Source organism: Thioalkalivibrio thiocyanodenitrificans ARhD 1, assembly GCF_000378965.1.
GTDB classification, from domain to species: domain Bacteria; phylum Pseudomonadota; class Gammaproteobacteria; order Ectothiorhodospirales; family Ectothiorhodospiraceae; genus Thioalkalivibrio_A; species Thioalkalivibrio_A thiocyanodenitrificans.
Genome location: NZ_KB900536.1, coordinates 610,631 through 633,896, shown reverse-complemented (window position 1 = coordinate 633,896; position 23,266 = coordinate 610,631). Strand labels below are relative to the sequence as shown.

24 protein-coding genes are annotated in these 23,266 nt (G+C 65.3%); 11 read left to right on the top strand and 13 right to left on the bottom strand.

Features of this window, described 5'->3' with window-relative positions; all coding sequences use genetic code 11:
- Positions 1 to 11: 11 nt before the first annotated feature.
- A complete protein-coding gene (locus THITHI_RS0102930) occupies positions 12 to 776 on the bottom strand; it encodes a hypothetical protein (protein ID WP_018231579.1) in 765 nt (254 codons plus the stop codon).
- 139 nt (positions 777 to 915) lie between these two features.
- Between THITHI_RS0102930 and hpnC the strand changes: the two genes are divergently transcribed.
- The 4 genes from hpnC to THITHI_RS0102910 are packed head-to-tail and all read left to right on the top strand — an operon-like array spanning position 916 to position 4,768.
- Positions 916 to 1,815 carry a squalene synthase HpnC gene (gene hpnC, locus THITHI_RS0102925; RefSeq protein ID WP_018231578.1) on the top strand — a complete coding sequence of 300 codons (900 nt, stop codon included), beginning with the start codon at positions 916 to 918 and terminating at the stop codon, positions 1,813 to 1,815.
- Positions 1,812 to 2,675 (top strand): presqualene diphosphate synthase HpnD, encoded by an 864-nt coding sequence (gene hpnD, locus THITHI_RS0102920; protein WP_018231577.1) that lies wholly within the window; start codon positions 1,812 to 1,814, stop codon positions 2,673 to 2,675. Before hpnC ends, hpnD begins: the two co-directional genes overlap by 4 nt.
- Positions 2,672 to 3,982 carry a hydroxysqualene dehydroxylase HpnE gene (gene hpnE, locus THITHI_RS0102915; protein WP_018231576.1) on the top strand — a complete coding sequence of 437 codons (1,311 nt, stop codon included), beginning with the start codon at positions 2,672 to 2,674 and terminating at the stop codon, positions 3,980 to 3,982. Before hpnD ends, hpnE begins: the two co-directional genes overlap by 4 nt.
- Positions 3,983 to 4,006: 24 nt before the next feature.
- A complete protein-coding gene (locus THITHI_RS0102910) occupies positions 4,007 to 4,768 on the top strand; it encodes an SDR family NAD(P)-dependent oxidoreductase (RefSeq protein WP_018231575.1) in 762 nt (253 codons plus the stop codon).
- 193 nt (positions 4,769 to 4,961) lie between these two features.
- On the opposite strand, the gene THITHI_RS0102905 is transcribed toward THITHI_RS0102910, so the two are convergent.
- The 6 genes from THITHI_RS0102905 to THITHI_RS0102880 form a co-directional block, all read right to left on the bottom strand.
- Entirely contained in the window at positions 4,962 to 5,273 is a 312-nt protein-coding gene (locus THITHI_RS0102905; RefSeq protein WP_018231574.1) for a putative signal transducing protein, read from the bottom strand.
- A gap of 166 nt (positions 5,274 to 5,439) precedes the next feature.
- The gene (phbB, locus tag THITHI_RS0102900; protein WP_018231573.1) at positions 5,440 to 6,183 is read right to left on the bottom strand and encodes an acetoacetyl-CoA reductase; all 744 of its coding nucleotides are present in this window, start codon (positions 6,181 to 6,183) and stop codon (positions 5,440 to 5,442) included.
- A 33-nt stretch (positions 6,184 to 6,216) separates the two neighbouring features.
- Complete coding sequence (locus THITHI_RS0102895) at positions 6,217 to 6,591, bottom strand: phasin family protein (RefSeq protein ID WP_156820457.1); 375 nt, start codon at positions 6,589 to 6,591, stop codon at positions 6,217 to 6,219.
- 556 nt (positions 6,592 to 7,147) lie between these two features.
- Positions 7,148 to 7,660, bottom strand: a complete 513-nt coding sequence (phaR, locus tag THITHI_RS0102890; protein ID WP_018231571.1) for a polyhydroxyalkanoate synthesis repressor PhaR — start codon at positions 7,658 to 7,660, stop codon at positions 7,148 to 7,150.
- 59 nt (positions 7,661 to 7,719) lie between these two features.
- Positions 7,720 to 8,469 (bottom strand): acetoacetyl-CoA reductase, encoded by a 750-nt coding sequence (phbB, locus tag THITHI_RS0102885; protein WP_018231570.1) that lies wholly within the window; start codon positions 8,467 to 8,469, stop codon positions 7,720 to 7,722.
- A gap of 1 nt (position 8,470) precedes the next feature.
- The gene (locus THITHI_RS0102880) at positions 8,471 to 9,655 is read right to left on the bottom strand and encodes an acetyl-CoA C-acetyltransferase (protein WP_018231569.1); all 1,185 of its coding nucleotides are present in this window, start codon (positions 9,653 to 9,655) and stop codon (positions 8,471 to 8,473) included.
- A 217-nt stretch (positions 9,656 to 9,872) separates the two neighbouring features.
- Here THITHI_RS0102880 and phaE point away from each other — a divergent pair, with 217 nt between their 5' ends.
- On the top strand, positions 9,873 to 11,000 hold the full coding sequence (phaE, locus tag THITHI_RS0102875; protein ID WP_018231568.1) for a class III poly(R)-hydroxyalkanoic acid synthase subunit PhaE: 1,128 nt from the start codon (positions 9,873 to 9,875) through the stop codon (positions 10,998 to 11,000).
- A gap of 4 nt (positions 11,001 to 11,004) precedes the next feature.
- Positions 11,005 to 12,072, top strand: a complete 1,068-nt coding sequence (locus THITHI_RS0102870) for a class III poly(R)-hydroxyalkanoic acid synthase subunit PhaC (RefSeq protein ID WP_018231567.1) — start codon at positions 11,005 to 11,007, stop codon at positions 12,070 to 12,072.
- A gap of 188 nt (positions 12,073 to 12,260) precedes the next feature.
- Here the strand turns inward: THITHI_RS0102870 and THITHI_RS0102865 are convergent, their stop codons facing one another.
- The 6 genes from THITHI_RS0102865 to THITHI_RS0102840 form a co-directional block, all read right to left on the bottom strand.
- Positions 12,261 to 14,219, bottom strand: a complete 1,959-nt coding sequence (locus tag THITHI_RS0102865) for a M48 family metallopeptidase (RefSeq protein WP_018231566.1) — start codon at positions 14,217 to 14,219, stop codon at positions 12,261 to 12,263.
- A gap of 39 nt (positions 14,220 to 14,258) precedes the next feature.
- Complete coding sequence (locus THITHI_RS0102860; protein ID WP_018231565.1) at positions 14,259 to 14,843, bottom strand: LemA family protein; 585 nt, start codon at positions 14,841 to 14,843, stop codon at positions 14,259 to 14,261.
- 337 nt (positions 14,844 to 15,180) lie between these two features.
- Complete coding sequence (locus THITHI_RS0102855; RefSeq protein ID WP_018231564.1) at positions 15,181 to 16,452, bottom strand: hypothetical protein; 1,272 nt, start codon at positions 16,450 to 16,452, stop codon at positions 15,181 to 15,183.
- Positions 16,449 to 17,195, bottom strand: coding sequence for an outer membrane lipoprotein-sorting protein (locus THITHI_RS0102850; RefSeq protein ID WP_156820456.1), 747 nt, complete (start codon positions 17,193 to 17,195; stop codon positions 16,449 to 16,451). The genes THITHI_RS0102855 and THITHI_RS0102850 overlap by 4 nt, the downstream gene beginning before the upstream one ends.
- 378 nt (positions 17,196 to 17,573) lie before the next feature.
- Positions 17,574 to 18,818 carry an ABC transporter permease gene (locus THITHI_RS0102845; protein ID WP_018231562.1) on the bottom strand — a complete coding sequence of 415 codons (1,245 nt, stop codon included), beginning with the start codon at positions 18,816 to 18,818 and terminating at the stop codon, positions 17,574 to 17,576.
- On the bottom strand, positions 18,815 to 19,507 hold the full coding sequence (locus THITHI_RS0102840) for an ABC transporter ATP-binding protein (protein WP_018231561.1): 693 nt from the start codon (positions 19,505 to 19,507) through the stop codon (positions 18,815 to 18,817). Before THITHI_RS0102840 ends, THITHI_RS0102845 begins: the two co-directional genes overlap by 4 nt.
- 245 nt (positions 19,508 to 19,752) lie before the next feature.
- Here THITHI_RS0102840 and sohB point away from each other — a divergent pair, with 245 nt between their 5' ends.
- The 5 genes from sohB (at position 19,753) to THITHI_RS0102815 (ending at position 23,255) form a co-directional block, all read left to right on the top strand.
- Positions 19,753 to 20,757, top strand: coding sequence for a protease SohB (gene sohB / locus THITHI_RS0102835; RefSeq protein ID WP_018231560.1), 1,005 nt, complete (start codon positions 19,753 to 19,755; stop codon positions 20,755 to 20,757).
- 88 nt (positions 20,758 to 20,845) lie between these two features.
- Entirely contained in the window at positions 20,846 to 21,226 is a 381-nt protein-coding gene (locus THITHI_RS0102830; protein WP_018231559.1) for a SirB2 family protein, read from the top strand.
- 232 nt (positions 21,227 to 21,458) lie between these two features.
- Positions 21,459 to 22,385, top strand: a complete 927-nt coding sequence (locus tag THITHI_RS0102825) for a GGDEF domain-containing protein (protein ID WP_018231558.1) — start codon at positions 21,459 to 21,461, stop codon at positions 22,383 to 22,385.
- Positions 22,324 to 22,896 carry a slr1658 superfamily regulator gene (locus tag THITHI_RS0102820; protein ID WP_018231557.1) on the top strand — a complete coding sequence of 191 codons (573 nt, stop codon included), beginning with the start codon at positions 22,324 to 22,326 and terminating at the stop codon, positions 22,894 to 22,896. The genes THITHI_RS0102825 and THITHI_RS0102820 overlap by 62 nt, the downstream gene beginning before the upstream one ends.
- 14 nt (positions 22,897 to 22,910) lie before the next feature.
- Positions 22,911 to 23,255, top strand: coding sequence for a slr1659 superfamily regulator (locus tag THITHI_RS0102815; RefSeq protein ID WP_018231556.1), 345 nt, complete (start codon positions 22,911 to 22,913; stop codon positions 23,253 to 23,255).
- The last annotated feature ends 11 nt before the right edge of the window (positions 23,256 to 23,266 follow it).

Below are 23,266 nucleotides of genomic sequence, written 5' to 3'. Positions count from 1 at the left end.
TTATCCGGCGCTCATGAAGCGGCGTGAGATTCGCCGGGCCGCGCGGCATTCTCCAGTTCGGAGATCACCGTTTCCGCGGTCGTGAGCAGTGCGCCCACCTCCCGGGGCTCCGTCGGGCTCAGGGGCCGCACCAGCGCCATGGTGTTCCCGTGGGCCCTGACGGCCAGATCCTTTTCCCGGCGCAGGGTCTCCAGCAGACCCGACTCCATGACCACCCGCAGGGCCTCGGCCTGACGGCCCGCCTGGGTGCGGATGCGAATGCCGGTCACCGGGCGCACACCGGCGGGCAGTTCCAGGGGTTCGAGCCCGTGCAGGGTCTCGATGCTGTCGGCCAGGCGCCCCAGGGCCCGGGTGCGGGGATTCTCCGGCTCGACCATCAGGTAGGGACAATCCATCGTCTCGCTCTGGATGAGCACCACGGTCCGGGTGGAGCCGGCCGCCCGGTCACGCAGCAGATAACGCCGCCACCCGGACTGCCCCGTCAACAGGTCGAACAGCCACGAACGGTGGCGCATCTCCTCCCGGTAGAGGGGATGAAAGATGCCCGCCGTGCCCGAGGATTCCACCACCCCCAGGCGTTCCAGTTCGCGCATCAGCACCGCCTCCTTGCCGGACCAGGGTTCGAAGCCATGGCGTCCCCCCGCCTTGCGCATCTGCCGACCGCGGGCACGCATGCGCCGCAGGGAGATCAGTGCGGGCACCACGGTGGCCAGGAAGACCACCAGCAGCAGGACCAGATAGATCAGCGTGTCGCGGTAGAGTTCCAGTTCATCCATGCGTCACCTCCCTGCGGAGCCGGGGTCCGTGGCCCCCGGCTCCGTGGAATCCGTGTGATAGACTCGCCACCCATGTCGGATCAAACCCGGTCTCATCGTTCACCTCCTTCCACGCCCCGGTGCGGGCAGCCGCGTGCGCATGTCCACCCGGCCTGACCCGGAGACCCGCCGGGCCTATGCCCAGTGTACACGCCAGGCCCGGGCCCACTATGAGAACTTCCCCGTCGCATCCCGCCTTCTGCCGGCACACATGCGCGGCCCGGTGGCAGCCATCTACGTGTTCGCCCGCCGGGCCGATGATCTGGCCGACGAGGGCCGCTTGGCCGCCGGGCAGCGCCTGAACGAACTGGATGCCCTTGAACGCCGCCTGCATGCGGCCGCTGACGGCGATCCCGGCGATGACGCGGGCTTTGTGGCACTGGCCCATGCCATCCGGGTCCACCGGCTGCCAGTGTCCCTGTTTCTGGACCTGCTGGACGCGTTTCGCCAGGATGTAACCCGGACACGTTATCAGGACTTCGGCGACGTGATGCAATACTGCCGTCGCTCGGCAAACCCTGTGGGTCGGTTGCTGCTCCACGTGGCCGGTCATACGGATGCGCGCTCGCTGGCGTGGTCAGATGCCATCTGCTCGGCCCTGCAGTTGATCAATTTCTACCAGGATCTCTCACAGGATTTCCACGAGATGGGACGCATCTACCTGCCCATGGACGAGATGGCCCGTTTCGGTGTCACCGAGGCCCATATCCAACAGGGTATCAGCGATCCGCCCATGCAGGCGCTGATGCGCTTCCAGTACGCGCGGGCGGACCGGCTGCTGCGCTCGGGTGCGCCCCTGGGCTCGGCGCTGGGAGGACGTTTCGGGCTGGAGATCCGCCTGATCACCGTTGCCGGGGCGCGGGTATTGTGGCGCCTGAAATGTCAGCAGGCGGACGTGTTCTCGCGGCCCCGGTTGCGTCTGCGCGATTACGCCGCCATCCTCAGGGGCGCCCTGTTTCCCGCAGGAACAGCCGCCATGGCCAGCGAGACACCGCCGTGACCCCGGAACAGTACTGCCAGGAGAAGGCCGCGCGCAGCGGTTCCAGCTTCTATTACAGCTTCCTGTTCCTGCCCGGGGAACAACGGCAGGCCATCACCGCCCTGTACGCCTTCTGCCGGGAGGTGGACGACGTGGTGGACGAGATGCGCGAACCCGACGTGGCGCGCAGGAAACTGGACTGGTGGCGCGAGGAGATCAACCGTCTGTTCGCTGGCGCCCCGACCCACCCGGTGGGCCGGGCGCTGCTTCCGGCCATCGAGCGCTACAATCTCCCCCAGGAATACTTCCGGGAGATCATCGATGGCATGCAGATGGATCTGGACTACGACGCATACCCCACGTTTACGGAACTCTCGTTGTACTGCTACCGGGTCGCCTCGGTGGTCGGGCTGATGGCCGCGGAGATCTTCGGCTACGAGGATCGCCGGACGACCCGCTACGCCCACGATCTGGGCATGGCCCTGCAACTCACCAACATCCTGCGCGACGTGCGCGAGGACGCCATGCGCGGGCGGGTCTATATCCCCATGGAGGAACTGAACCGCTTCGGCGTGGAACCAGGGGAACTCACGCTCCCCCAGGCCTCCGACCGGCTGAAGTCCCTGTTCGACTTTCAGGCACGGCGTGCGCACGAATACTACGACCGCGCGTTCCAACGGCTCCCTGAGGTCGACCGCCATGCCCAGAGAAGCGGCATCATCATGGCCGCCATCTACCGGACGCTGCTGGACGAGATCGAGGCGGACGGCTACCGGGTGCTGGAACGGCGCATCCGGCTCACGCCCATCCGCAAACTCTGGATCGCCTGGCGCACGGCCCGGCACGAGAAGCGGCGCCACCGCCGCCTCGAGCATCCATGAGATCCGTCGACACGGTGGTTATCGGCGCCGGCTGGTCAGGGCTGGCGGCGGCGGTGGAACTCGCCGCGTCGGGCCGGGAAGTGACCGTGCTGGAGTCCGCACCCCAGGCCGGCGGGCGGGCGCGCAGCGTGACCCTGGGCGAACGCACGCTGGACAACGGGCAGCACATCCTGCTGGGCGCCTACGAGCATGTGCTTTCGCTGCTGCGGACACTGGAGGTGGCCGAGGCGGATGTACTGCTGCGCCTGCCCCTGGACCTGACCATGCGTGCCCCCGAGCGGCGCGGCCTGTCACTGTCGACCCTGTATCTGCCGGCACCCGTACACCTGTTGGCGGGACTGCTCACGGCACGGGGTGCCGGCGTGCTGGAAACCCTGGGTGCCCTACCCGGCATCCGACGCATGCTTCGCCGGAGCGAAGACGACGACATCACCGTCGGCGCCCTGCTGCAACGCTGCCGTCAGCCGGAGCATCTCGTGCGCGGCCTGTGGCGCCCCCTGTGCCTCGCGGCCCTCAATACCCCCGTGGAGGAGGCCTCTGCGCAGCTCTTCTGCCGGGTACTCGGCCAGGCATTCACCGGCCACCGGCGCAATTCGGACCTGCTGATTCCCCGGGTGGATATGGACCGGGTGCTGGCCGAGCCGGCGCGGCGCTATCTGGAAGCCCGCGGCGGACGCCTGCTGACCGGGCGGCGCGTCACCGGGCTCGAACCGATGGACGGCGTCCTGCGTGTCCGGACGCGCGATCTCACCATGGACGCCCGTCATGTCGTGCTGGCGACGCCGCCTGCCGTGAGTGCGGCGCTGTGCACGCCGCTGGCGGGCATGCGCCCAGTGGTGCGCGGACTCGAACACCTGGGGCAGGAACCCATTTGCACGGTCTATCTGCAGTACCCGCCGGAGGTGCATCTGCCCGTGCCCATGGTGGGCGTGCTGGACCTGACCACCCAGTGGATCTTCGATCGCCGGCACTCGGGGCATCCGGGCATCATGGCGGTGGTGATCTCCGGCCCCGGCCCCCACATAGAACTGGACAACGATGCGCTGGCCCGGCAGGTCACCGCGGAACTGGGCCTGCTCTATCCTGACTGGCCGCCACCCGGGGATCACTGGGTCGTGCGTGAGAAACGTGCCACCTTCCGTGCCGCCGCCGGCTGTGAGAAACACCGCCCCGCCATGCACACTCCCGTGCCGGGACTCCTGCTTGCGGGCGATCATGTGCGCAACGATCTGCCCGCCACGCTCGAAGGCGCGGTCATGAATGGCGTACAATGCGCCCGGGCCATTACCCGAAACACTGACGCCTGATCCCTGACACCTCACGCCGAACCCATGACCCCCGAACAATTGCTGACCTACGAGCCGCCCCCGGACCTGCTCGCGGAACGCGTGATCCTCGTCACCGGCGCCGGCGCCGGGCTGGGCCGCGCCCTGTCCCTCGCCTGCGCGCGGCTGGGTGCCTCGGTGATCCTCCTGGACAAGGAGATCCGCGCCCTGGAATCGGTGTATGACGAGATCGAACAGGCAGGCGGCCGACAGCCGGGCATCTATCCCCTGAACCTGGAAGGGGCCACCGCCAAGGACTACGAGGACCTGGCGGGGAACGTGCAGGAGCAGATGGGGCACCTGGACGGGCTGGTTCACAACGCCGGCTGGATCGGCGGGCTGACGCCGCTCAAGCTGTACGATGTGGAGCTGTGGTCCCGGGTGATCACCGTCAACCTGCACGCACCGTTCCTGCTGACCCGTGCGGTGCTGCCCTTACTGGAATCGGCACCGGATCCGGCCGTCGTGTTCTCGGCCCATGCCTGCTCGCGAGCCTACTGGGGCGCATTCGGGGTGGCCAAGGCCGGACAGGAGGCCATGCTGAAGATACTGTCCGCGGAGTATTCCGGCGAGCGTTTCCTGCGGGTCAACGCCGTGGATACGGGACCGCTGCGCACGCGCATGCGCACCCAGCACTATCCGGGCGAGAACCCGCACAACAACCCGGCCCCCGAAGAGGTGACCGCACCCTACCTCTATTTCCTGGGCCCCGACGCCGGCCGCACCAGCGGAGAGATTGTGCGCCTCGAGGGCAAGGTCAGGGCGTAGCGGCGAAAGCGCGTGCGGGCCGTTCCGGGTAAGGCACCGGACAGGGAGAAGCGAAGCCCGGAACCCCGGAACCCCTACGGGCTGTCTGCGGACCCCCGTTGGGGTTCGCCATGCTCACCCCAACCTGCGCTCGCTGCTCTCCCGGATGGCCTTTTGATTGCAAGGCGGACAAAAGGCACGCGGAGTTTCAACTTCAGTTCCTCTCGCGCCCGCAGTTCCAGCACTGGGTGAACGCCGCCTCCAGGGACTCCCCGCAACCGGGGCAGGTCCAGCCCGTGACGTCCTCGGGGCCGCTCGCGGTCACCGCCCCGATGATCTCCCGGGCCCGGGTTTCATCCTCGTCTTCCATGACCCATACCTCCGGCCAGCACTCGGTGGGCGGCAGCTCGCCGGCCGCGCCCGACAACAGCCCGTGCTTGACCAGGGCCTGGATGCCCTCGTTCTCCAGCACGCCCTGGATGAAGCCGGCAGCACCGATGTCGCTTGCGGAATAGACCCGTTTCATGGGTTGTCAGTTGTCAGTTGTCAGTTGTCAGTTGTCAGTTGTCAGGAGCCTAACCTGCCCCACCCGCATGTCAAAGGCTTCTTTCACAACGGACAACGGACCACTGATAATTGACCACAAAAAAAAGGCCCCGGGCGGGGCCTCAATGGGGGGGAGGTAATTCAGATCAGGACATGTACAGGCCGCCGTTGACGGGGATGTTGGCGCCAGTGATGTACTCGGCACGTGTGTCACAGAGGAAACCGACCACGTAGGCCACTTCCTCCGGTGTACCCATGCGGCCCATGGGGACCTGGGCCACGATGGCATCACGCACCTCTTCCGGCATGGCCAGGGTCATGGCCGTTGACACGTAGCCGGGTGAGACGGAATTGACCGTCACGCCCTTGGTGGCGACTTCCTGCGCCAGCGACATGCTGAACCCGTGGATGCCCGCCTTGGCCGAGGCATAGTTGCACTGACCGAACTGGCCCTTCTGGCCGTTCACCGAGGAGATATTCACCACGCGGCCGAAGCCACGCTCGATCATGCCCTCGATCACGTGCCGGGTGACATTGAATACGCTGTCCAGGTTGGTGGACAGAACGTCGCGCCACTGCTGTTCGGTCATCTTGCGCAGGGTCTTGTCCTGCGTGATACCGGCGCAGTTGACCAGGATGTCCACCGGCCCGATGCGCGTCTGTACGGCTTCGACCATGCCCCGGGCACCTTCGAACGAAGACACGTCCCCGGGTTCGATCTCCACCTCGACACCCTCGGCCAGTTGCTGCTTCTGCCAGGCCCTGGCCTCCTGCTCCAGCTCCGGCAGGTAGTTGGCGATCACCAGACAGCCCTGCCGGGTCAGTTCCCGGCAGATAGCCGTCCCGATGCCGCCGGTACCCCCGGTGACCAGGGCTACACGTCTTGCCATGGACTTCTCTCCTTTCGGGCTTTCGGTTTCCTTTCAGGCGGCACGCTTGGTGGCGGCAGTGGTGGCCTGCTTGACCTTCTCGCCGGTGCTCCTGACGGCTTCGTCCACGATCTTGGTAGAAGAATCGCGGGCCTCGCTCAGCAGCTCGGAACCGTTCTTGCAGCCTGCCAGGACCTTCTGGCCGTACTCACGGGCCACATCGGCCTGACCGGACACCACTTCCTGGTAGCCCTTGGCCTTGCCCATCAGCTCCAGGTTCTTCACGCCGGCGTCCATCCAGGCGTCCATCAGTTCCATCTGCTGGGCCATCAGCTTCTCCATGGTGGCCTGGTTGATTTCGGCCAGGCGACGGGAGGTTTCAAGGGCGCTTTCGCCCATCTGGTTCATCAGTTCAAACATTTCTTTCATGGGGTTACCCTCCAGGTTCATCGGAATCTCATGCATTGCTGCGATGCAACAATGTTGCAGTGCACAATATAGATGATCCCCACCGGATGTCAAGTGCCCTCATCCGGAATTTCTTCAGGGCTCGAAAAGGCCGCGACAGAGCGTCATCAGAGGGATGCACACGCTGAGTCGCTCCAGCATCGGGATCTAACGGCAGGGCCTCGCATCAGCCGGACGAGGCGGCAGGCAGGAGTCGCGTCTGTCGGAAACGGGTTCTTCGACGTCTCGAATGGAAAGCCTTTGTCGGCAACGACCGATCCGCCCGGGGGACCGAGTTCCTACGGGATGCGGATCCGGGCAAGCGTAGGAGCCCGGTCCTCCGGGCGAAAGGGGTTTGGGCAGGATCACCCAGGAGGATCGGGCACCTTCGGGGAGTGGGAAGTGAGGTGCCACAACCCTGCGTGGTCCATGGAGGCCCCGGAATGCACCCTGGCGCGCAACCGGTGGCTGTGGACGTCGGGGCTTGCCGCAGCGCCTCCCAGGGCGCTGACTGGCAAGTCATTCACGGGACACGACACTAGTCCGGGTCGCGCGGTTTGTCCTTGGGATCCTTTCGCGGCGGATCGGACTTGTCGCCGGGCACGGGAAAGCCCGCGGCCTTGAGAAACTCACCCTGCATGTCCTGCCAGAACTTGAGATTGCGGCGGGTCACCTCGGCCACGTCCCAGACGTCCTTGCCCGACACCACGTCGCGCATCTGCCGCGTGAAGCGCTGCTGCTGCTCGGCGAAAAAGCGCATGCTCTGGTCCAGGTAACCGGAGAAGGCGTCATGCACCGCCTCGTCGTAGAAACGGATGAAGTGGGTGAGCGTCTCGGTGGAGAACAGGGGGTCGCCGCCCGTCTCCTGGTCCGTGATGATCTGGATCAGGATGCTGCGGGTGATGTCCTCACCCGTCTGGCTGTCCAGCACCTGGATGTCCGTTCCCCCGCGAACCAACTGCTGCACGTCGTTGATCGTGACGTAACGGCTTTCTTCCGTATCGTAGAGCCGGCGGTTGGGATACTTCTTGATGATGCGCGGTTCGTTCATCCTGATCGCCCCTCAGAACTGCATGCCGGAATCATTCGCCTCGGACGATGCCCGCAGTGCTAGTGCATGTGCTGACCGCCGTTGGCCGCCAGATTGGCGCCGGTGATGAAACCGGCGTCCTCCGAGGCCAGAAAGGCTACCACATGCGCCACCTCTTCGGGGCGTCCAAGACGCCCCACGGGAATCTGGGCGATGATCTTCTCGCGCACCTCCTCGGGCACCGCCATCACCATCTCCGTGGCGATGTAGCCGGGCGAGACGGTGTTGACGGTCACCCCCTTGCGGGCCACCTCCTGCGCCGCCGACATGGTGAAGCCGTGTATGCCCGCCTTTGAGGAGGCGTAGTTGGCCTGTCCGAACTGGCCCTTCTGCCCGTTGACGGAGGAGATGTTGATGATCCGGCCCCAGCCCCGCTGGGCCATGCCTGTGAGCACCGGCTGGGTCATGTTGAACACACTGTCCAGGTTGGCGCAGATCACGTCGCGCCAGTGCTGCGGTGTCATCTTCTTGAGTGTCGTATCCCGGGTGATCCCCGCGTTGTTGACAAGGATGTCCACCGGCCCCAGATCCTTCTCCACCTGGCCGATCAGCGCCACACAGGTATCGTAATCGCCCACGTCACAGGCGTAGATGGCCACGTCCTGGCCCTGCGCCTTCATCTGCTTCTGCCAGGCCTCGGCCTTCTCGCGGTTGCGGTAGGTGGTGGCGACCCGGGCGCCCATGCGGCCCAGCCGGGCGCAGATGGCCGTGCCGATGCCGCCGGTACCCCCGGTGACCAGTGCCACCCGTCCTTTCAGTTCCTCGCCCATGTCACACCCCCTCCACGGCCAGGGCCACCCCCTGCCCGCCGCCGATGCACAGTGTTGCCAGCCCCTTGCGGGCACCGGTGCGCTTCATACCGTGCAGCAGGGTCACCAGGACCCGCGCGCCGGAGGCGCCGATGGGATGCCCCAGCGCGATGGCGCCCCCGCTCACGTTGACTTTGGACAGATCCCAGCCCATGGATCGGTTCACGGCGATGGCCTGGGCGGCGAAGGCCTCGTTGGCCTCCACCAGGTCCAGGTCGGCGGGTTTCCAGCCGGCCTTTTCCAGGCATCGGGTGGCCGCGGGGATGGGGCCCGTGCCCATCACTGCAGGATCCACGCCGCTGGCCGAGAAGGACACGATCCGCGCCAGCGGCTTCAGACCCAGGTCCCGTGCCCGGGCTTCGCTCATGACGATCACCGCGGCGGCGCCGTCGTTGATACCCGAGGCATTGCCCGCGGTGACCGTGCCGTCCTTGCTGAAGGCGGGCCGCAGCTTGGCCAGTCCCTCGGCGGTGGTGCCGTGGCGGGGGAATTCGTCCGAGTCGAAGACGATGGGGTCGCCCTTTCTCTGCGGGATCTCGATGGGCACGATCTCGTCGGCGAATACGCCGGCCTTCTGCGCCCGCTCGGCGCGCTGCTGGGATTCGGCGGCGAAGGCATCCTGATCCTCGCGGCTGATCTTGAACTCCCCCGCCACGTTCTCGGCCGTGTTGCCCATGTGGTACTGGTTGAAGGCGCACCACAGGCCGTCCACGATCATGGAATCCACCAGTTCCCAGGGCCCCATCTTCCTGCCCGTTCGTGAGGATGGCAGTACATGGGGAGCGAGGCTCATGTTCTCCTGCCCGCCCGCGATCACTGCCGCGGCATCACCGCAAACCACGGCCTGCCAGGCCAGCTGCACGGCCTTGAGGCCGCTGCCGCAGACCTTGTTGATGGTCATGGCCGGAACGGACACCGGAAGGCCCGCCCCCATGGCGGCCTGGCGGGCGCCGTTCTGCCCGATGCCCGCCTGCAGGACCTGGCCGAGGATCACCTCACCCACCAGGTCCGGGTCGAGCCCGGAGCGTTCCATCAACGCCCGGATCACCCGGGCACCCAGTTCACTGGCGGGGATGCCGGACAGGGCCCCGTTGAATGAACCGATGGGTGTTCTGGCCGCTTCCACGATGACGGTGGAATCTCTCATTTGGGACGCTCCTCGCTTGACGCAGATGATGGGTTGACGGGGTCACGGGACCACGGACCCTGTGTTTGTCTATAACAGAAAGGCCGAAGTTCTGCCGGCCCCGGTCACGGCCCCTGAATTGTTGCAGTGCACAAATTTTGTGTTAGGCTAACCACATTACGTCACCCACGCAAGACTCGGCCTCCCGCGCGGAGGTTCTTTGCAGGAGCACCCAAGCATGAGCGATTCCAACCCCTTCAATCCGGATGCCTGGATGGAGGCGCAACGCAAGTACTGGGACGCCTGGCTCGATCTGTCCCGTGCCTCCATGGACGCCGCGCCGTCTTCCGGCGGCCAGGCACACGGATCCGCCAACCCATGGTCCGGCGCCCTGGATCAGTGGTGGAAGTCAGTGGCCCCCGCCGTCACCCCGGATGCCCGCGATTTCTACGGCCGCATGATGGATCTGGGCCGGGGCTACTTCGGCATGGCCGAAGGGCTCATGCGCCAGGACGGCGGCGAGGCGGGCACCGAGGCCCTCAGGTCCTGGCTCGATCAGTGCGCCGACGCGCTCCGCAAGGTCGGCACGGGTGCCGGGGCGAAGGACGACTCCACCCGGGATTTCATGGCCTTCTGGCAGCTCCCCATGGATACCTGGCAGCGGGTGGCCTCCTCGTTCACGCCCCTGCCGGGCGACATGCTGAAGGCTCTGCGCCCCGAGGGCGCCGCCGCCTTCGGGCCCGGCGAGCATCTGGAGCGCTTCCTGTCCCTGCCCGGTGTCGGTTACACGCGGGAGTCGCAGGAGCAGTACCAGTCCCTCTCGCGCCGCATCCTCGAATACCAGCGGGCCTGGCAGGCCTACGAGACGGGTCTCGCCCGTGTGGCACTGGAATCGGTGGATCGGTTCCGTGCCCGTCTGGACGACGCCGCGCGCCGGGAACAGCCCATCACCTCCATGCGCGAACTGTTCAACGAATGGGTGGACGTGTGCGAGGAGGTCTACGGCGAGTACGCCATGTCCGACAACTATGCCCGCACCTACGGCGATATGGTCAACGCCCTCATGGCGGTGAAACAGGAGGGTTCGCGGCTGGTGGACGAGACGCTGGAAGGTCTCAACATGCCCACGCGGCGCGAGATCAGCACCCTGCACGAGCGTTTTCAGGAAAGCCGGCGGGAGATCCGGAACCTGCGCCGGGAGATCGAGGAACTGAAAGCGGCAGGCAACGGCGCTGACAGGCAATCCGAACCGGCTTCGACGTCTGCCCGCAAGGCCGCCCCCAAGCGCAAGCGGGCCGCACCAAAGACAAAGAAATCCACCGGCAAGAGCACCACGGCCGGAAAGCCGGCGACCAGGAGGAAATGAGGCAATGATCCCCGTACAGATGCGACCCGATCAGATCCTGGCCGAGCTGTCCGAGTTTCAGACCAAGCTGGGGCACGGCCTTCAGAACCTCATGGAGGCGGGCGAGATCCCCACCGGCGTCACCCCCAAGGAGGCCATCTACGAGGAGGACAAGCTCACCCTCTATCGCTTCCAGCCGCCGGCCGCAAAAGTACAGAACCCGGTACCGGTGCTCATCGTCTACGCGCTGGTGAACCGCCCGTACATGACCGACCTGCAGGAGAACCGCTCCACCGTGCGCGGCCTGCTGGATGCGGGGCTGGATGTCTATCTCATCGACTGGGGCTATCCCGACCGGGCCGACCGGTTCCTGACCCTGGACGATTACATCAACGGCTACATCGACCGTTGCGTGGACGTCATCCGCAAGCGCCACAACGTGGATGCCGTCAATCTGCTGGGTATCTGTCAGGGCGGCACCTTCAGCCTGTGCTACAGCGCCCTGCATCAGGAGAAGGTCAAAAACCTGGTCACCATGGTGACGCCGGTGGACTTCCACACGCCGGACAATGTGCTCAGCCGGTGGGTCCGGCACGTGGATGTGGACCTGCTGGTGGACACCATGGGCAACATTCCGGGCGAACTGCTCAATGCCACCTTCCTGATGCTCAGGCCCTACCAGCTCATCGGCCAGAAGTACCTGGACATGGTGGACCTGCTGGATGACAGCACGAAGGTCAACAACTTCCTGCGCATGGAGAAATGGATCTTCGACAGTCCCGACCAGGCCGGTGAGGCCTACCGTCAGTTCATCAAGGATTTCTACCAGAAGAACGGATTGATGAACGGCGGTGTGATGATCGGAAAGACGCGGGCGGATCTTGCCAATCTCAGCATGCCCGTGCTCAATGTCTTTGCCGAACAGGATCACCTGGTCCCGCCGGCCGCCTCCAAGGCCCTGAAGAAGGTGGCCGGCACGAAGGACTACACGGAACTCTCATTCCCCGGCGGCCACATCGGCATCTACGTCAGCGGCAAGGCCCAGAAGCAGGTGCCCCCCGCCATCGGCGAGTGGATCGGCGAACGGACCTGAACGAAGCGGGAAGTTGCGGGTCGCGACGTGGGAAGGCCCCCTCCCCCGCATTGCCGGGGAGGGAGCAAATAATCAGGCCCATCGGTTCTGTGCCCCCTCTCCCTGAGGGAGAGGGCCGGGGTGAGGGTGGTTTTCCCTGCCACTTGAGACTTGCCACTGTTCCATCACCCCAACAGAAACCGGAACGATCAGCTCCCCTCCGCCGCCGGCTCTTCCTGAGCAGCATCCAACAGGGGAAGGGGCATATGCAGCACCGCACACACCGCCCGCAGCAGTTCGGCCTCGGCGGGCACCGTCTTGCCGCCATGGGTGATGGTGACCACGAGGGCCCGAAGCAGTTGCTGTTTCTCCATCTGCTTCAGGGCATCCAGGCGTTCAAGAGAGGCATCCAGTCGGTCAGGCCATCCGTCCGGCACGGGCATCCTGCCTGCCGCTGCCATGTCCAACGCGGACAGGCCGGCATTCATGGCCGCGAGCGCGGCGTCGGGATCCTCCGGATGACCGTGGTGGGCCAGAATCCCCAACAGATCGAGCGCCTGGACCCGCACATCGCCCAGCCGGCGCCGACCGGCAGGCGCGGAGTCTGAGGGGTTGCGGGCGTCGGTGACGTGCTGTTCCAGCATCCTCGCCAGGGCGTACTCGAACACATCCACCCGGCCGTCCGCATGAATCAATCGCTCCACCAGGGCGAGCAGGGTCTCCATCTCCCTCTCCGGACGCCGCTTCAGGCCCGGGAAGGCCATCTCCAGCAGTGGGATGCGCAGTTCCGGCGCGGGCCAGGGCTCCATCTCCAGCAACTGACGCACCTGGCCCTCGCTCTCGCCGCCCAGGGCCTCGGCCACCATGAGAAGCTGGCGGTCGCGAATCTCCGCCTCGGGGTCGAGCAGCAGGTAGCACACCAGTTCGGGGGCCCATTCGGGCGAATGGGCGGCCCGCTCAAGGGGGCGTGGGACCGAGGCCACCAGCAGCGCGGCGGCCAGGATCTGGCCCACCCCGGGCCGGCCCATCTGCTCGAGAAGCGAGTCCGCATCCAGGGCGAGGCCGCCCGGTGACGGGGCCGTCCTCTCGGTCTCCCGGCGGGTCGCCTCTTCCGCTGCCGCGCGCAGTGCCTCCCTGTGGCGCCGCACCCGTTCCCGAAGGGCGTGGAACTCCTCCGGGTCGAAACCGGGCTCGATGGCGCGGATGCGGTCGAGCAAGGGCGGGTGCGTGGCGAACATCCGGCCCAGGGCGCCATCGGCAAACAGCATGTGGCCCACCTCCTCCGGGCTGGCACGCAGCACCGACCCACCTGCAACGGAGATCTTCTTCAGGGCACCGGCAATGCCCTCGGGCTCCCGGGTGAACTGCACGGCCGAGGCATCGGCCAGGAATTCCCGCTGGCGCGACACCATCGCCTTGATCCAGCGCCCGAAGAACAGGCCGATGTAACCCACCAGCATCAGCGTCACGCCGATGGCCAGGACCGCCATGGCCCCCTGGTTGCCGCGGGTGCGGCGCACCGAGACGTGGTGCGTGTAATACATGAACTGCCGGCCGAGCACGGCCATGACCAGGATGCCGAACAGGATGCCCATGAGGCGGATGTTGAGGCGCATGTCGCCGTTGAGGATATGGCTGAACTCGTGGGCCACGACGCCCTGCAGTTCACGACGGTCCAGGGTCTCCAGTGCCCCCCGGGTGACGGCCACGGCGGCGTCCGCCGTGGAGTACCCGGCGGCGAAGGCGTTGATGCCGTCCTCGTGTTCCAGCACGAAGATATCCGGCACCGGCACGCCCGAGGCGATGGCCATCTCCTCCACCACGTTGCGAAGCCGCCGGCGCAGCGGGTCGTTGGTGTCCGGGTCCACCACGCTGCCGCCCAGTTGCCAGGCCACCACCGCCCCGCCGCCGCGCAGGCTCAGCGTCCGGTAGAGGCTGCCGATCCCGATCACCGACCCGGTGAGCAGGCTGGTCAAGAGAATGACGCCGCCATGGCGGGCCAGGAATTCGCCCATGGACACGGGATGTTCCGCCGGCTCCATGCCCCCGAGCACCAGCAGGACCACGAGGTTCACGACGGTCAGGATGGCCAGCACCGCCAGGGCGAAGAGCACCAGCAGCCAGCGGGTCCGATTCCGGGCCCTGTCCTGGTGTTGAAAGAAGTTCATGAATCCGCGCGCCCCGCAGCCCGTATCGAGGCACTCACCTTACTGGAAGCTGACCCGCACCGCCTCGCGCTTCTCCGGCGCGTCGATCTCCAGCAGCGCCGCCGGGCGGAAGCCGAAGTTGTTGGCGATCAGGTTGTTGGGGAATACCTCCCGGGTGGTGTTGTAGTGCATCACCGCGTCGTTGAAGGCCTGGCGTGCGAAGGCGACGCGGTTTTCGGTGCTGGTCAGCTCCTCGGAGAGCTGCATCATGTTCTGGTTCGCCTTCAGGTCCGGATAGTTCTCGGACAGGGCAAACAAGCGTCCCAATACCCCGGAAAGCCCCTGCTCGGAGGCGCCCAGGCGCTGGATGGCCTCCGCGTTGCCGGGGTCGGCGGCCACCTCCTTGAGACTCCCCAGGGCCTGATTGCGGGCCTTGATCACCGCCTCGAGCGTGTCCTTCTCGTGGCTCATGTAGCGCTGGGCCACCTCCACCAGGTTGGGGATCAGGTCGTAACGGCGCGTGAGCTGCACGTCGATCTGGGCGAAGGCGTTCTTGTAGCGGTTGCGCGCGGTGACCAGGCGGTTGTAGATCACCACCGCGAACACCACCAGCAGAATGACCAGAATCAGGAGGACCCATTCCATTGTTGTTCTTCCCCGGTGCAGTTGAGGGCGCATACAAGATACCCAAAGCGCCCCGTCCTGTCTCGTTTCCGTGACTTGACGGCGATCCGGGCCGGACAGACGAAGCGCATCCGGCGATGATCGGGATTCCCGGACCGTAGGTTGGGGTGAGCACAGCGAACCCCAACGGACGTGCCTATCGAAGCCTCGGATGTTGGGGTTCGCTGCGCTCACCCCAACCTACCGGGCTGGCAGGGAAAGCCAAGGGCGGGCCGCGGACCTGACAAGGCAGGAGAGGAGATCATCCCCCGCCACTCCTCACCCCTCATTCCTTACTCCTCACCGACCCATTGGGTCGTCAGAAGAAATACCGGGCGCGCAACTCCAGCCGCCAGTCGTTGAGGCGCTCACCGAACTCGGTATCGCGCCCTCCGGAAAGCACGGCCAGCCGGCCCCTCAGTTCGGTGTTGCGAAAGCCCGTGTACATCACCTCGGGGATGGTCGAGGCGCTGCCGTCGTGCAGGTTGACGATGGCGTTGACCCCCAGGCTCCAGTAGAGGGCATCCCAGGGCTCATTCTTGCGCACCCGCAGGAAGAGGTAGTCGCGCATCGCCTGGGGCGCGCCGTAGCCTTCGCGGCGGGCGGACATGGCCCGGGGCCGCAGGGCCGGGTCTTCACGCGAGGCACGGGCGAGATCGAGAAAGCGCTTCATCTCGTCCCGACTGTAACCGGCGCCGTTGCGGTAGTACTCCACGATCCAGGTGGTCTCGCCGCGGGTCAGGTAGCGCATGCCGAGCAGCAGGTCCACGGGGCGGGTGTCGTTTGTTTCAAGATCCCCATGGCTGATCAGCGCGCGCGTGCGTCCGTCGTACCAGGCGAGTTCGCCGTGGATCTCCATGTGGGGCACCGGGTTACGCGAGAACCCGATGCCCAGCGCACCCGGTCGGCTGCCGTCGCTCCGGGCAGTAACGTGGATGTCCGTGTCCCGGTAGAGCAGGTACAGTCGGGCGGCGACGTTGATGGTCTCGCGCTCGCCGAAATCGCCGTTCACGTCCGCGGTCACCGGGAGGATGACCGGCGTGAACGAGACCGTGCGCAGCCGCCCCTCCGGGAAGCTGCGCACATGTTCCACCGAGCCGAGAATGAAGCCTTCGCGGCTCAGCTCCGGATCGTTGGGATCCCTGGGGCGTTCCAGGAAGCCGATGGGGCTCCACGCGTAGCCGGTGCCCCAGCGCAGGCTGCGCTTGCCTATCTCAAGACTGGTGTGCTCCCCGGCCGGGGTGGACACGTAGAGTTCGTGGACGTTCAGGTCGCTGCTGCTGCCGAAGATGTCATCCACCACCTCGGCCTGGATGCGTGCCCGCAGAGCGCTCTCCTCGTGGCGGTACACCGCCGAGAGTTCGCCCAGGGCCCGATAGCGTTCGAAGCTGCCCGGATCAAGGTCGGGAAAGTTCAGGGCGTAGAGGGCGGAATCCCTGTCCAGGCGCAGGTGCTCCGCCGTGCCCTGAAGGTATCCGCTGAACTCGTAGGTCGGGCGTTCGTAGCGGGCGATGTCGAAGTCGAAGGTGAACTCCTCCGCTGCCGCAGCGGGTGCCGCGAGCAGCAGCACCCGGAGGATCCACTGGATCACCGGCGCAGCTCCCCGATCCGGGGCATGTAGCTCAGGGTGAACACCTCGTCCGGCAACTCCTGCGGGGTGATGCCCGAGAACAGCATCACAGAGCGGTAGCCCCGATACAGCGGGCTATCGGTCTCCAGCACCGACGGGCGTACGATGCCGTGACCGAAATCGGTGATGTCGCTGTAGCGCAGGGTCTTGATGAGCATCCCGCCCACCGCGTAGGCCTCGATGGTCACCGGCGTGAGTGTGGCCCTGTCCACCTCCATGCGCAGCCGGTCGTAGGCCACTGCCGGGCCGCGGGCTTTCAGGTCCAGCACGTAGCCTTCCTCGTCCTCCTCCTCCAGCGTGGCCGTGTACTCGGTGCTGAAATCCAGGCGCAGGATGTCGGCGTTGCTGAACACGCCTCCGGTCACCGACTGCAGGCTGGTGATGCGAATGGGCCGCCCCACCTCCGGTATATACAGCCACATGTTCTCGCCCAGGCGCAGGGTGCTTCGGCCCCGCTCGCTCGGCGGGTCCAGGAAGACGGCCGCGAGCTTGTCCTCCCCCTTGCGCACGCTGTAGAGCACGAACTCCCGCTGGCGCCCATCGGGTTCGATATTGATGATCTTGCGATACATCTCGTAGGAACCTGGCTGCATGCGCCGATCCACCTCCCGCAGCAGTTGGTCCCCTTCCGTCTCGTGCGCAGCCACTGTGGCGCTGAGCATCCACAGCACAAGAAACCACGCAACACTGAACATCGATTTCATGATCCCTCCGAACTGGTCCTGGCCGTAGGGAAATAATGCCGTTGGCCACAGAGGTCACAGAGGTCACAGAGAGAAAAGGCGCTTGTTCTTTCTCTGTGACCTCTGTGGCTGATCCTCAAGAAGCACGCCGCGCCCCCTTCGCCTCGTAGGGCGGATAAGCGAGGGGCAGCCGCCCCCCGGCCGATGATGTGCCGGATGCGGCTGCGCCTTATCCGGCCTATGGGTTCTGCAACTAGCGAATCGACCCGCCGCCGGCAAGGCAAATGCGTTTGGCCACAGAGAACACAGAGAGCACAGAGATAAAAAAGGCTCGTGTTCTTTCTCTGTGCCCTCTGTGCCCTCTGTGGCAAATACTCAGGAAGCACGTCGCGGCACCCACTAGACGTGACGCAATGCCACGATGGGATCCATGCGTGCCGCCTTGAAGGCTGGTTGCAGGCTCGCCACGGCCGCCACCAGGATCACGATGCCGCTCACCGCCAGGATGTCCGCCGGACCCAGCTGCGGGGCGAGCAGGATGTGCTGGCGTCCGAAGGCGAAGCTCACCGGCCAGAAATTAAGCACCTGCACCAGGAGCAGGCTCACCAGTGCGCCCACCAGCGTGCCCGCCAGCCCGAGCAGGACGCCCTCGCCCACGAACAGTCCCATGATCCGCCCCGGCGGCGTACCGATGGCCGAGAGAGTGCCGATCTCGCGGATACGTTCGTAGACCGCCATGATCATCACGTTCATCACGGCGATCAGCACAATGCCCACCAGCATGACGCGGATGAAGAGATCCAGCAGATCGATCATGCGGGCGATGTTGGCGAACGGCGAAAGCTGGTCCCAGCCGTGCACCTCCAGTGCCGGCTGGCCGCGCGGTGTCGTCACGGTCGCCAGCGCACGGTCCAGGTGCGCCATCACCCGCTCCATGTGGCGCAGGTCCTGGAGCCGGATGGCCAGCTCGTTGATTTCGGGCCTGTCCAGGCGCAGCAGCTCGCGGGCATCGTCCATGTGCAGGTAGCCGTCCCGCCCGCCGGGGCCCGTGACCGCTTCCAGGATGCCCTGCACGATGAAGGTGCGGCCGTTTACCGAGCCGTCCAGGTTGGTGGCCACCAGCACCACGGTATCACCCACCTGGACGCCCATGCCCCGGGCCAGCAGTTCCGGGATCAGCAGCCTCCCCGGGACCACCAGGCCGTCCTCCACGCTGCCCCCCACCAGTCGTCCGCCAAGCAAGGGCATGGCGGCTGCCTCTCGTTCCGGGATCACGCCGTTCAGGCGGATGGAGGTGGTCTCCTCGAAGTTGCTGAACATGGCGCCGAATTTCAGACGCGGGGTGATCGCCTCGACCACGTCCAGCTCATCCAGCGACCGTTCCACCTCCACCACCATCTCCGGGGTCATGTTGAGATTCAGGGGCAGGTTCTCCAGGGAGGCCACGTAACCGCGGTGGTGCACCTGCACGTGGCCCAGCATGGAGTCGGTGATCTGGCCCACCATGATGTCCCGGAAGGAGCCCGACACGGCCATGAACCCCAGCACGGCCACCATGCCCAGCACGATCAGCCCAGCGGTCAGCAGGCTGCGCCGCCAGTAACGGGCGAGATTGCGCGCCGAAAGCCCCAGGACGCGGATCATGACCCGCCCTCCCCCGAAGCCACCAGGCGCCCGTCTTCCAGGGTGTGCACCACCTCGGCGGCGTCCATGATTTTGGGATCGTGGGTGGAGAAGACGAAGGTGGTGCCGAACTCGTCACGCATGGCCCGCATCAGGTCGATGATGCGCAGGGCCGTGTCATGGTCCAGGTTGGCGGTGGGCTCGTCGGCCAGCACCAGCCTGGGCCGGGTGGCCAGCGCCCGGGCCACGGCCACACGCTGCTTCTGTCCGCCGGAGAGCTGATCCGGGCGCTTGTCCGCCCGGTCCGCGATGCCCACCGCTTCGAGCAGTTCACCCACCCGGGCGCGGCGCTTTGCCGCGGGCCAATTCTGCACCATGCGCAGCGGGTACTCCACGTTCTCAGCGGCGCTCAGCACCGGCACCAGGTTGAAGTCCTGGAACACGAAACCCAGGTTCGCGCCACGGAAGTCGGCTGCCGCCCGTCGCCCAAGACGGGCCACATCCGTGTCCAGCACCGAAAGACTACCGGCGCTCGGCCGGTCCAGGCAGCCGATCATGTTGAGCAGCGTGCTCTTGCCGCTGCCCGAGGGTCCCACAAAGCAGACAAAACCGCCGGGTTCGATGCAGAAGTCCACCCTCCTGATCGCGGGTACTTCCACGTCTCCCGCGCGGTAGCGTTTCTCCAGACCTGTGGCTACGACCAGACCCATCGGGAACTCCTTGTCGCGGCCCGGTTGTCGGACCCCGGGGCATTGAATCAGGGAAAACAGCCCGGTCGGCACACGCACCCGTCGACAGCGCGATGACAGGAACCGCCCGAACCATGGCTGATTGGATCATGCTACGCCCCGGTCGCCAATGCGCTGCGTCAAGCTTTACACGATGCCTTGCGCGTGGACAGGCATGGTCGGAAACCGGGATACTCCCCACTCGAATCCACATGACCCGGTATCCCATGGAATTCATCCAGGACTACGGACTCTTTCTCGCCAAGACGCTGACCCTCCTGCTGGTGGCGCTGCTGCTGTTGGGCGTGTTCGCCGCCCTGATGAGCCGGGGGCGTGACAGGGAACGAGAGGACCTGACCGTCAAACGGCTCAACGACCGTTACCGGGATATGGAGCACACGCTCCGGCAGGGCATTCTGGGCCGGCGGGGCGGACGCCGGCTGATCCGTCAGTTCAAGCGGGAGAACAAGCAGGCCGACAAGGAACGCGACGAAAACCGGGCCCGGGTCTTCGTGCTGCGTTTCCATGGTGACATACGCGCCAGCCACGTGGAGAATCTGCGCCAGGAGATCACCGCCGTCCTGACCCAGGTGCGCCCGGAAACGGACCGGGCCGTGGTGTGCCTGGACAGCGGCGGCGGCTTGGTGGCTTCCTATGGCCTCGCGGCCGCGCAGCTGGCGCGCCTGCGGGACAAGGGCGTGGACCTGACGATCGCCGTGGACCGGATCGCGGCCAGCGGCGGTTATCTGATGGCCGCGGTCGCCAACCGGATCGTGGCGGCCCCTTTTGCCGTGGTCGGATCCATCGGCGTCGTTGCCCAGATCCCCAACATCAACCGCATGCTCAGGCGGCACGACGTGGACATCGAACTGCACACGGCGGGAGAGTACAAGCGGACCCTGACGGTCCTGGGCGAGAACACCCCCGAGGGCCGGGAGAAGTTCCGCCAGGAGCTGGAAGAGACCCACCGGCTGTTCAAGGTATACCTGAAGCGCTACCGGCCGGCCCTGGATCTGGACAGGCTGGCCACCGGGGAGCACTGGTACGGCGAGCAGGCCCTGCCCCTGGGCCTGGTGGACGAACTGCGCACCAGCGACGACCTGCTCATGGACCTTTCCCGCGAGTTTGACCTGTACGAGATCCGCTACCGCAAGCGTCAGCCGCTGAGCCGGCGCATCACCCTTGCGGTTGAAAGTGCCGTGGAACGGCTGTTGTGGAGGGATTCGGTTTGAGGCGAAGTTCCACGGGCCTCACCTCCCCTGACGCGGCACCCCGACTATCGTTCGCCCGCCGCGGCATCGAGACGGGTCGCGACCGCTCATGTACCTGACCATCAAACATCTTCACATGTCGCTGGCGTTTCTGTCCCTGGCCGGCTTCGTGCTGCGGGGCCTTCTCCATCTGCGTCATTCTCCGCTGGTGAGACGACCGTTCGTCCGAATTGCTCCGCATGTGGTGGACACTGTGCTGCTGTTGACGGGATTTTGGCTTGCCTGGTTCTGGCGAATGCACGAGTACCTGCAACCCTGGCTCGTTGCCAAGCTCATCGCGCTGGTCTGTTACATTCTGCTGGGTATGGCGGCATTCCGCCTTGCCCGGTCCCCGGGGACCAGGGCCATTGTCTGGTTCACCGCCATCGGTGTATTCCTCTATATGCTCGCGGTGGCACGTACCAAGCTGGTACTGCCTTTCCCCCCTTGATCCCATACGGCCCGGCCGCTTTGCGGCCGTGGGCATCGATCCCCGGCGGTTGCCACGGGCCCCATGGCCTGGATCACCACCGTTCGTCCGGGTCCGGCTTGCGTGGCGATGACCTCTTGTGGACAATCCAAGCGTACTGGGGATACCCTCTCCGGACGGGGTGGGAGCAATCACCTCTTGGATTCAATGGCTTACCGCTGCGGGCGGTGGTTGACGGAGCATCGGCGAACTCATGCCAGGCAAGACGCCCTACATCCAGGTGCTTGATATCGAGCAGACGTTGGCCGATCTGAGCGAGACGGTGGATCGTTTGCGCCAGGAACGGGACGACCTGGAGATTGCGCTGACCACCGCCGTTGAACACGGCGATGCCATTGAATCCCAACTCGAAACGGCCAACCGGCAGCTCCAGGGGGAAGTGCGGGAGCGGCGGCTGATTGAGAAACAACTGCGCGATCTGGTGACCACCATTACCCAGAAGAGCCGCGATCTGGAACTGGTTCTGCAGACCATCACCGAACACGCGGACCAGATCGACCTGCACTGGTTACAGCGCTATATCGAATCGGAGAGCGCCGCCAGGCATGATCCGCTGACCGGGCTGGCCAATCGGCGCATGCTGGACGAGGCGATGGAACGTGAATGGGCGCGGGCCCGGCGCCAGAGTCAGTGGCTCGCGATGTTGCTGTGCGACGTGGACAACTTCAAGCCCTACAATGACCGCTATGGCCACCAGGCGGGCGATGAATGCCTGAAACAGCTATCGGAGTTGCTCAAGGACCTGCTGCATCGTGAAGGCGATCTGGTCGCCCGCTACGGTGGAGAGGAGTTCATCCTGCTTCTACCGAACACTGACGAAGGCGGCGCCCTGCAGGTCGCATTCAGTATCCAGAGGAGGCTCGCCGAGTTGAATCATCGGCATGAGGATTCCCCCCTGGGCCGGATTACGCTGAGTATGGGGGTGGCGGCCATAATCCCGGAAAATGACGACGAAGGCACGCTGTTCGCCGAGGTGGACCGGCGCCTGTATCTGGCCAAGCAGAAGGGTCGAAATTGCATCGTCAACAGCACACATCATCCAGAGTCGGAGAATCTTCATGAACGGGAATCAGGGGGAGATCAGGGAGATCCGGTTCGATCGGAACACCGAGTCACTTGACCTGTCATTCTGGCCCGGATCGGTGCCGCTCAAGCAGCGATGGCGCAACAACGGACTTTCCGCCGACTTTCTGGGTGACTACGTCACCACCTTTTTCCCTCTGGATGAGAATGATCCCGCTACCCGAAAGCGTCAGAGCGAGATCCGGGGTGCCGTGAGCTTTATCGCCAACGAACTCCTGGAGAACGCGATGAAGTTTCACGACGATTCCCTGCCCGAGCCGATCACCATGCGGCTGTGTCTCCAACAGAAGGAGATCATATTCCAGCAGGTCAATTGCACCGGCCGTGAGGCCACGGAGGCATTTCGCGCGTTCGTCGAGCGGCTCGGCTCCTCGGACCCGGGCGAGTTGTTTGTGCAGCAGCTTGAACAGGGTGCGGCCTCCGAAGGCAGCGCGGGGCTGGGGTATCTGACCATGATCAATGATTACGGGGCGGAGCTGGCCTGGCGCTTCGAGCCTATCGCCGATAACGGCTTTCGGGTCACCACCCAGGTGATCCTGGAAATTTGACGGAGCAAGATCTGATGCAGTCTCTTTCCGGAGAGGGTTACAAAGTCGAACTGGATGCCGAGACCGACAGTGTTCGGTTGATCGGCGCCTTGCGCCTGGGAGGACTGGCCGAGTACGCCCCGCTCTCCCAACTGCTGGAAGACGCACTGGATGACCGTACGGAACTGACCATCGACCTTACCGAACTGGAATTCCTCAACAGTTCCGGTATCGCGACCCTGTCCAAGTTCGTGATCAGCGCCCGCAATCGCCAGCATTGCGCGCTGGCCATTCGCGGCTCCGAGGCCATCGCATGGCAAGGCAAGTCGCTCAAGAACCTGAAACGGCTCATGCCGGCGCTTGAACTGACTTTCGAGTGACAGCGATCAAG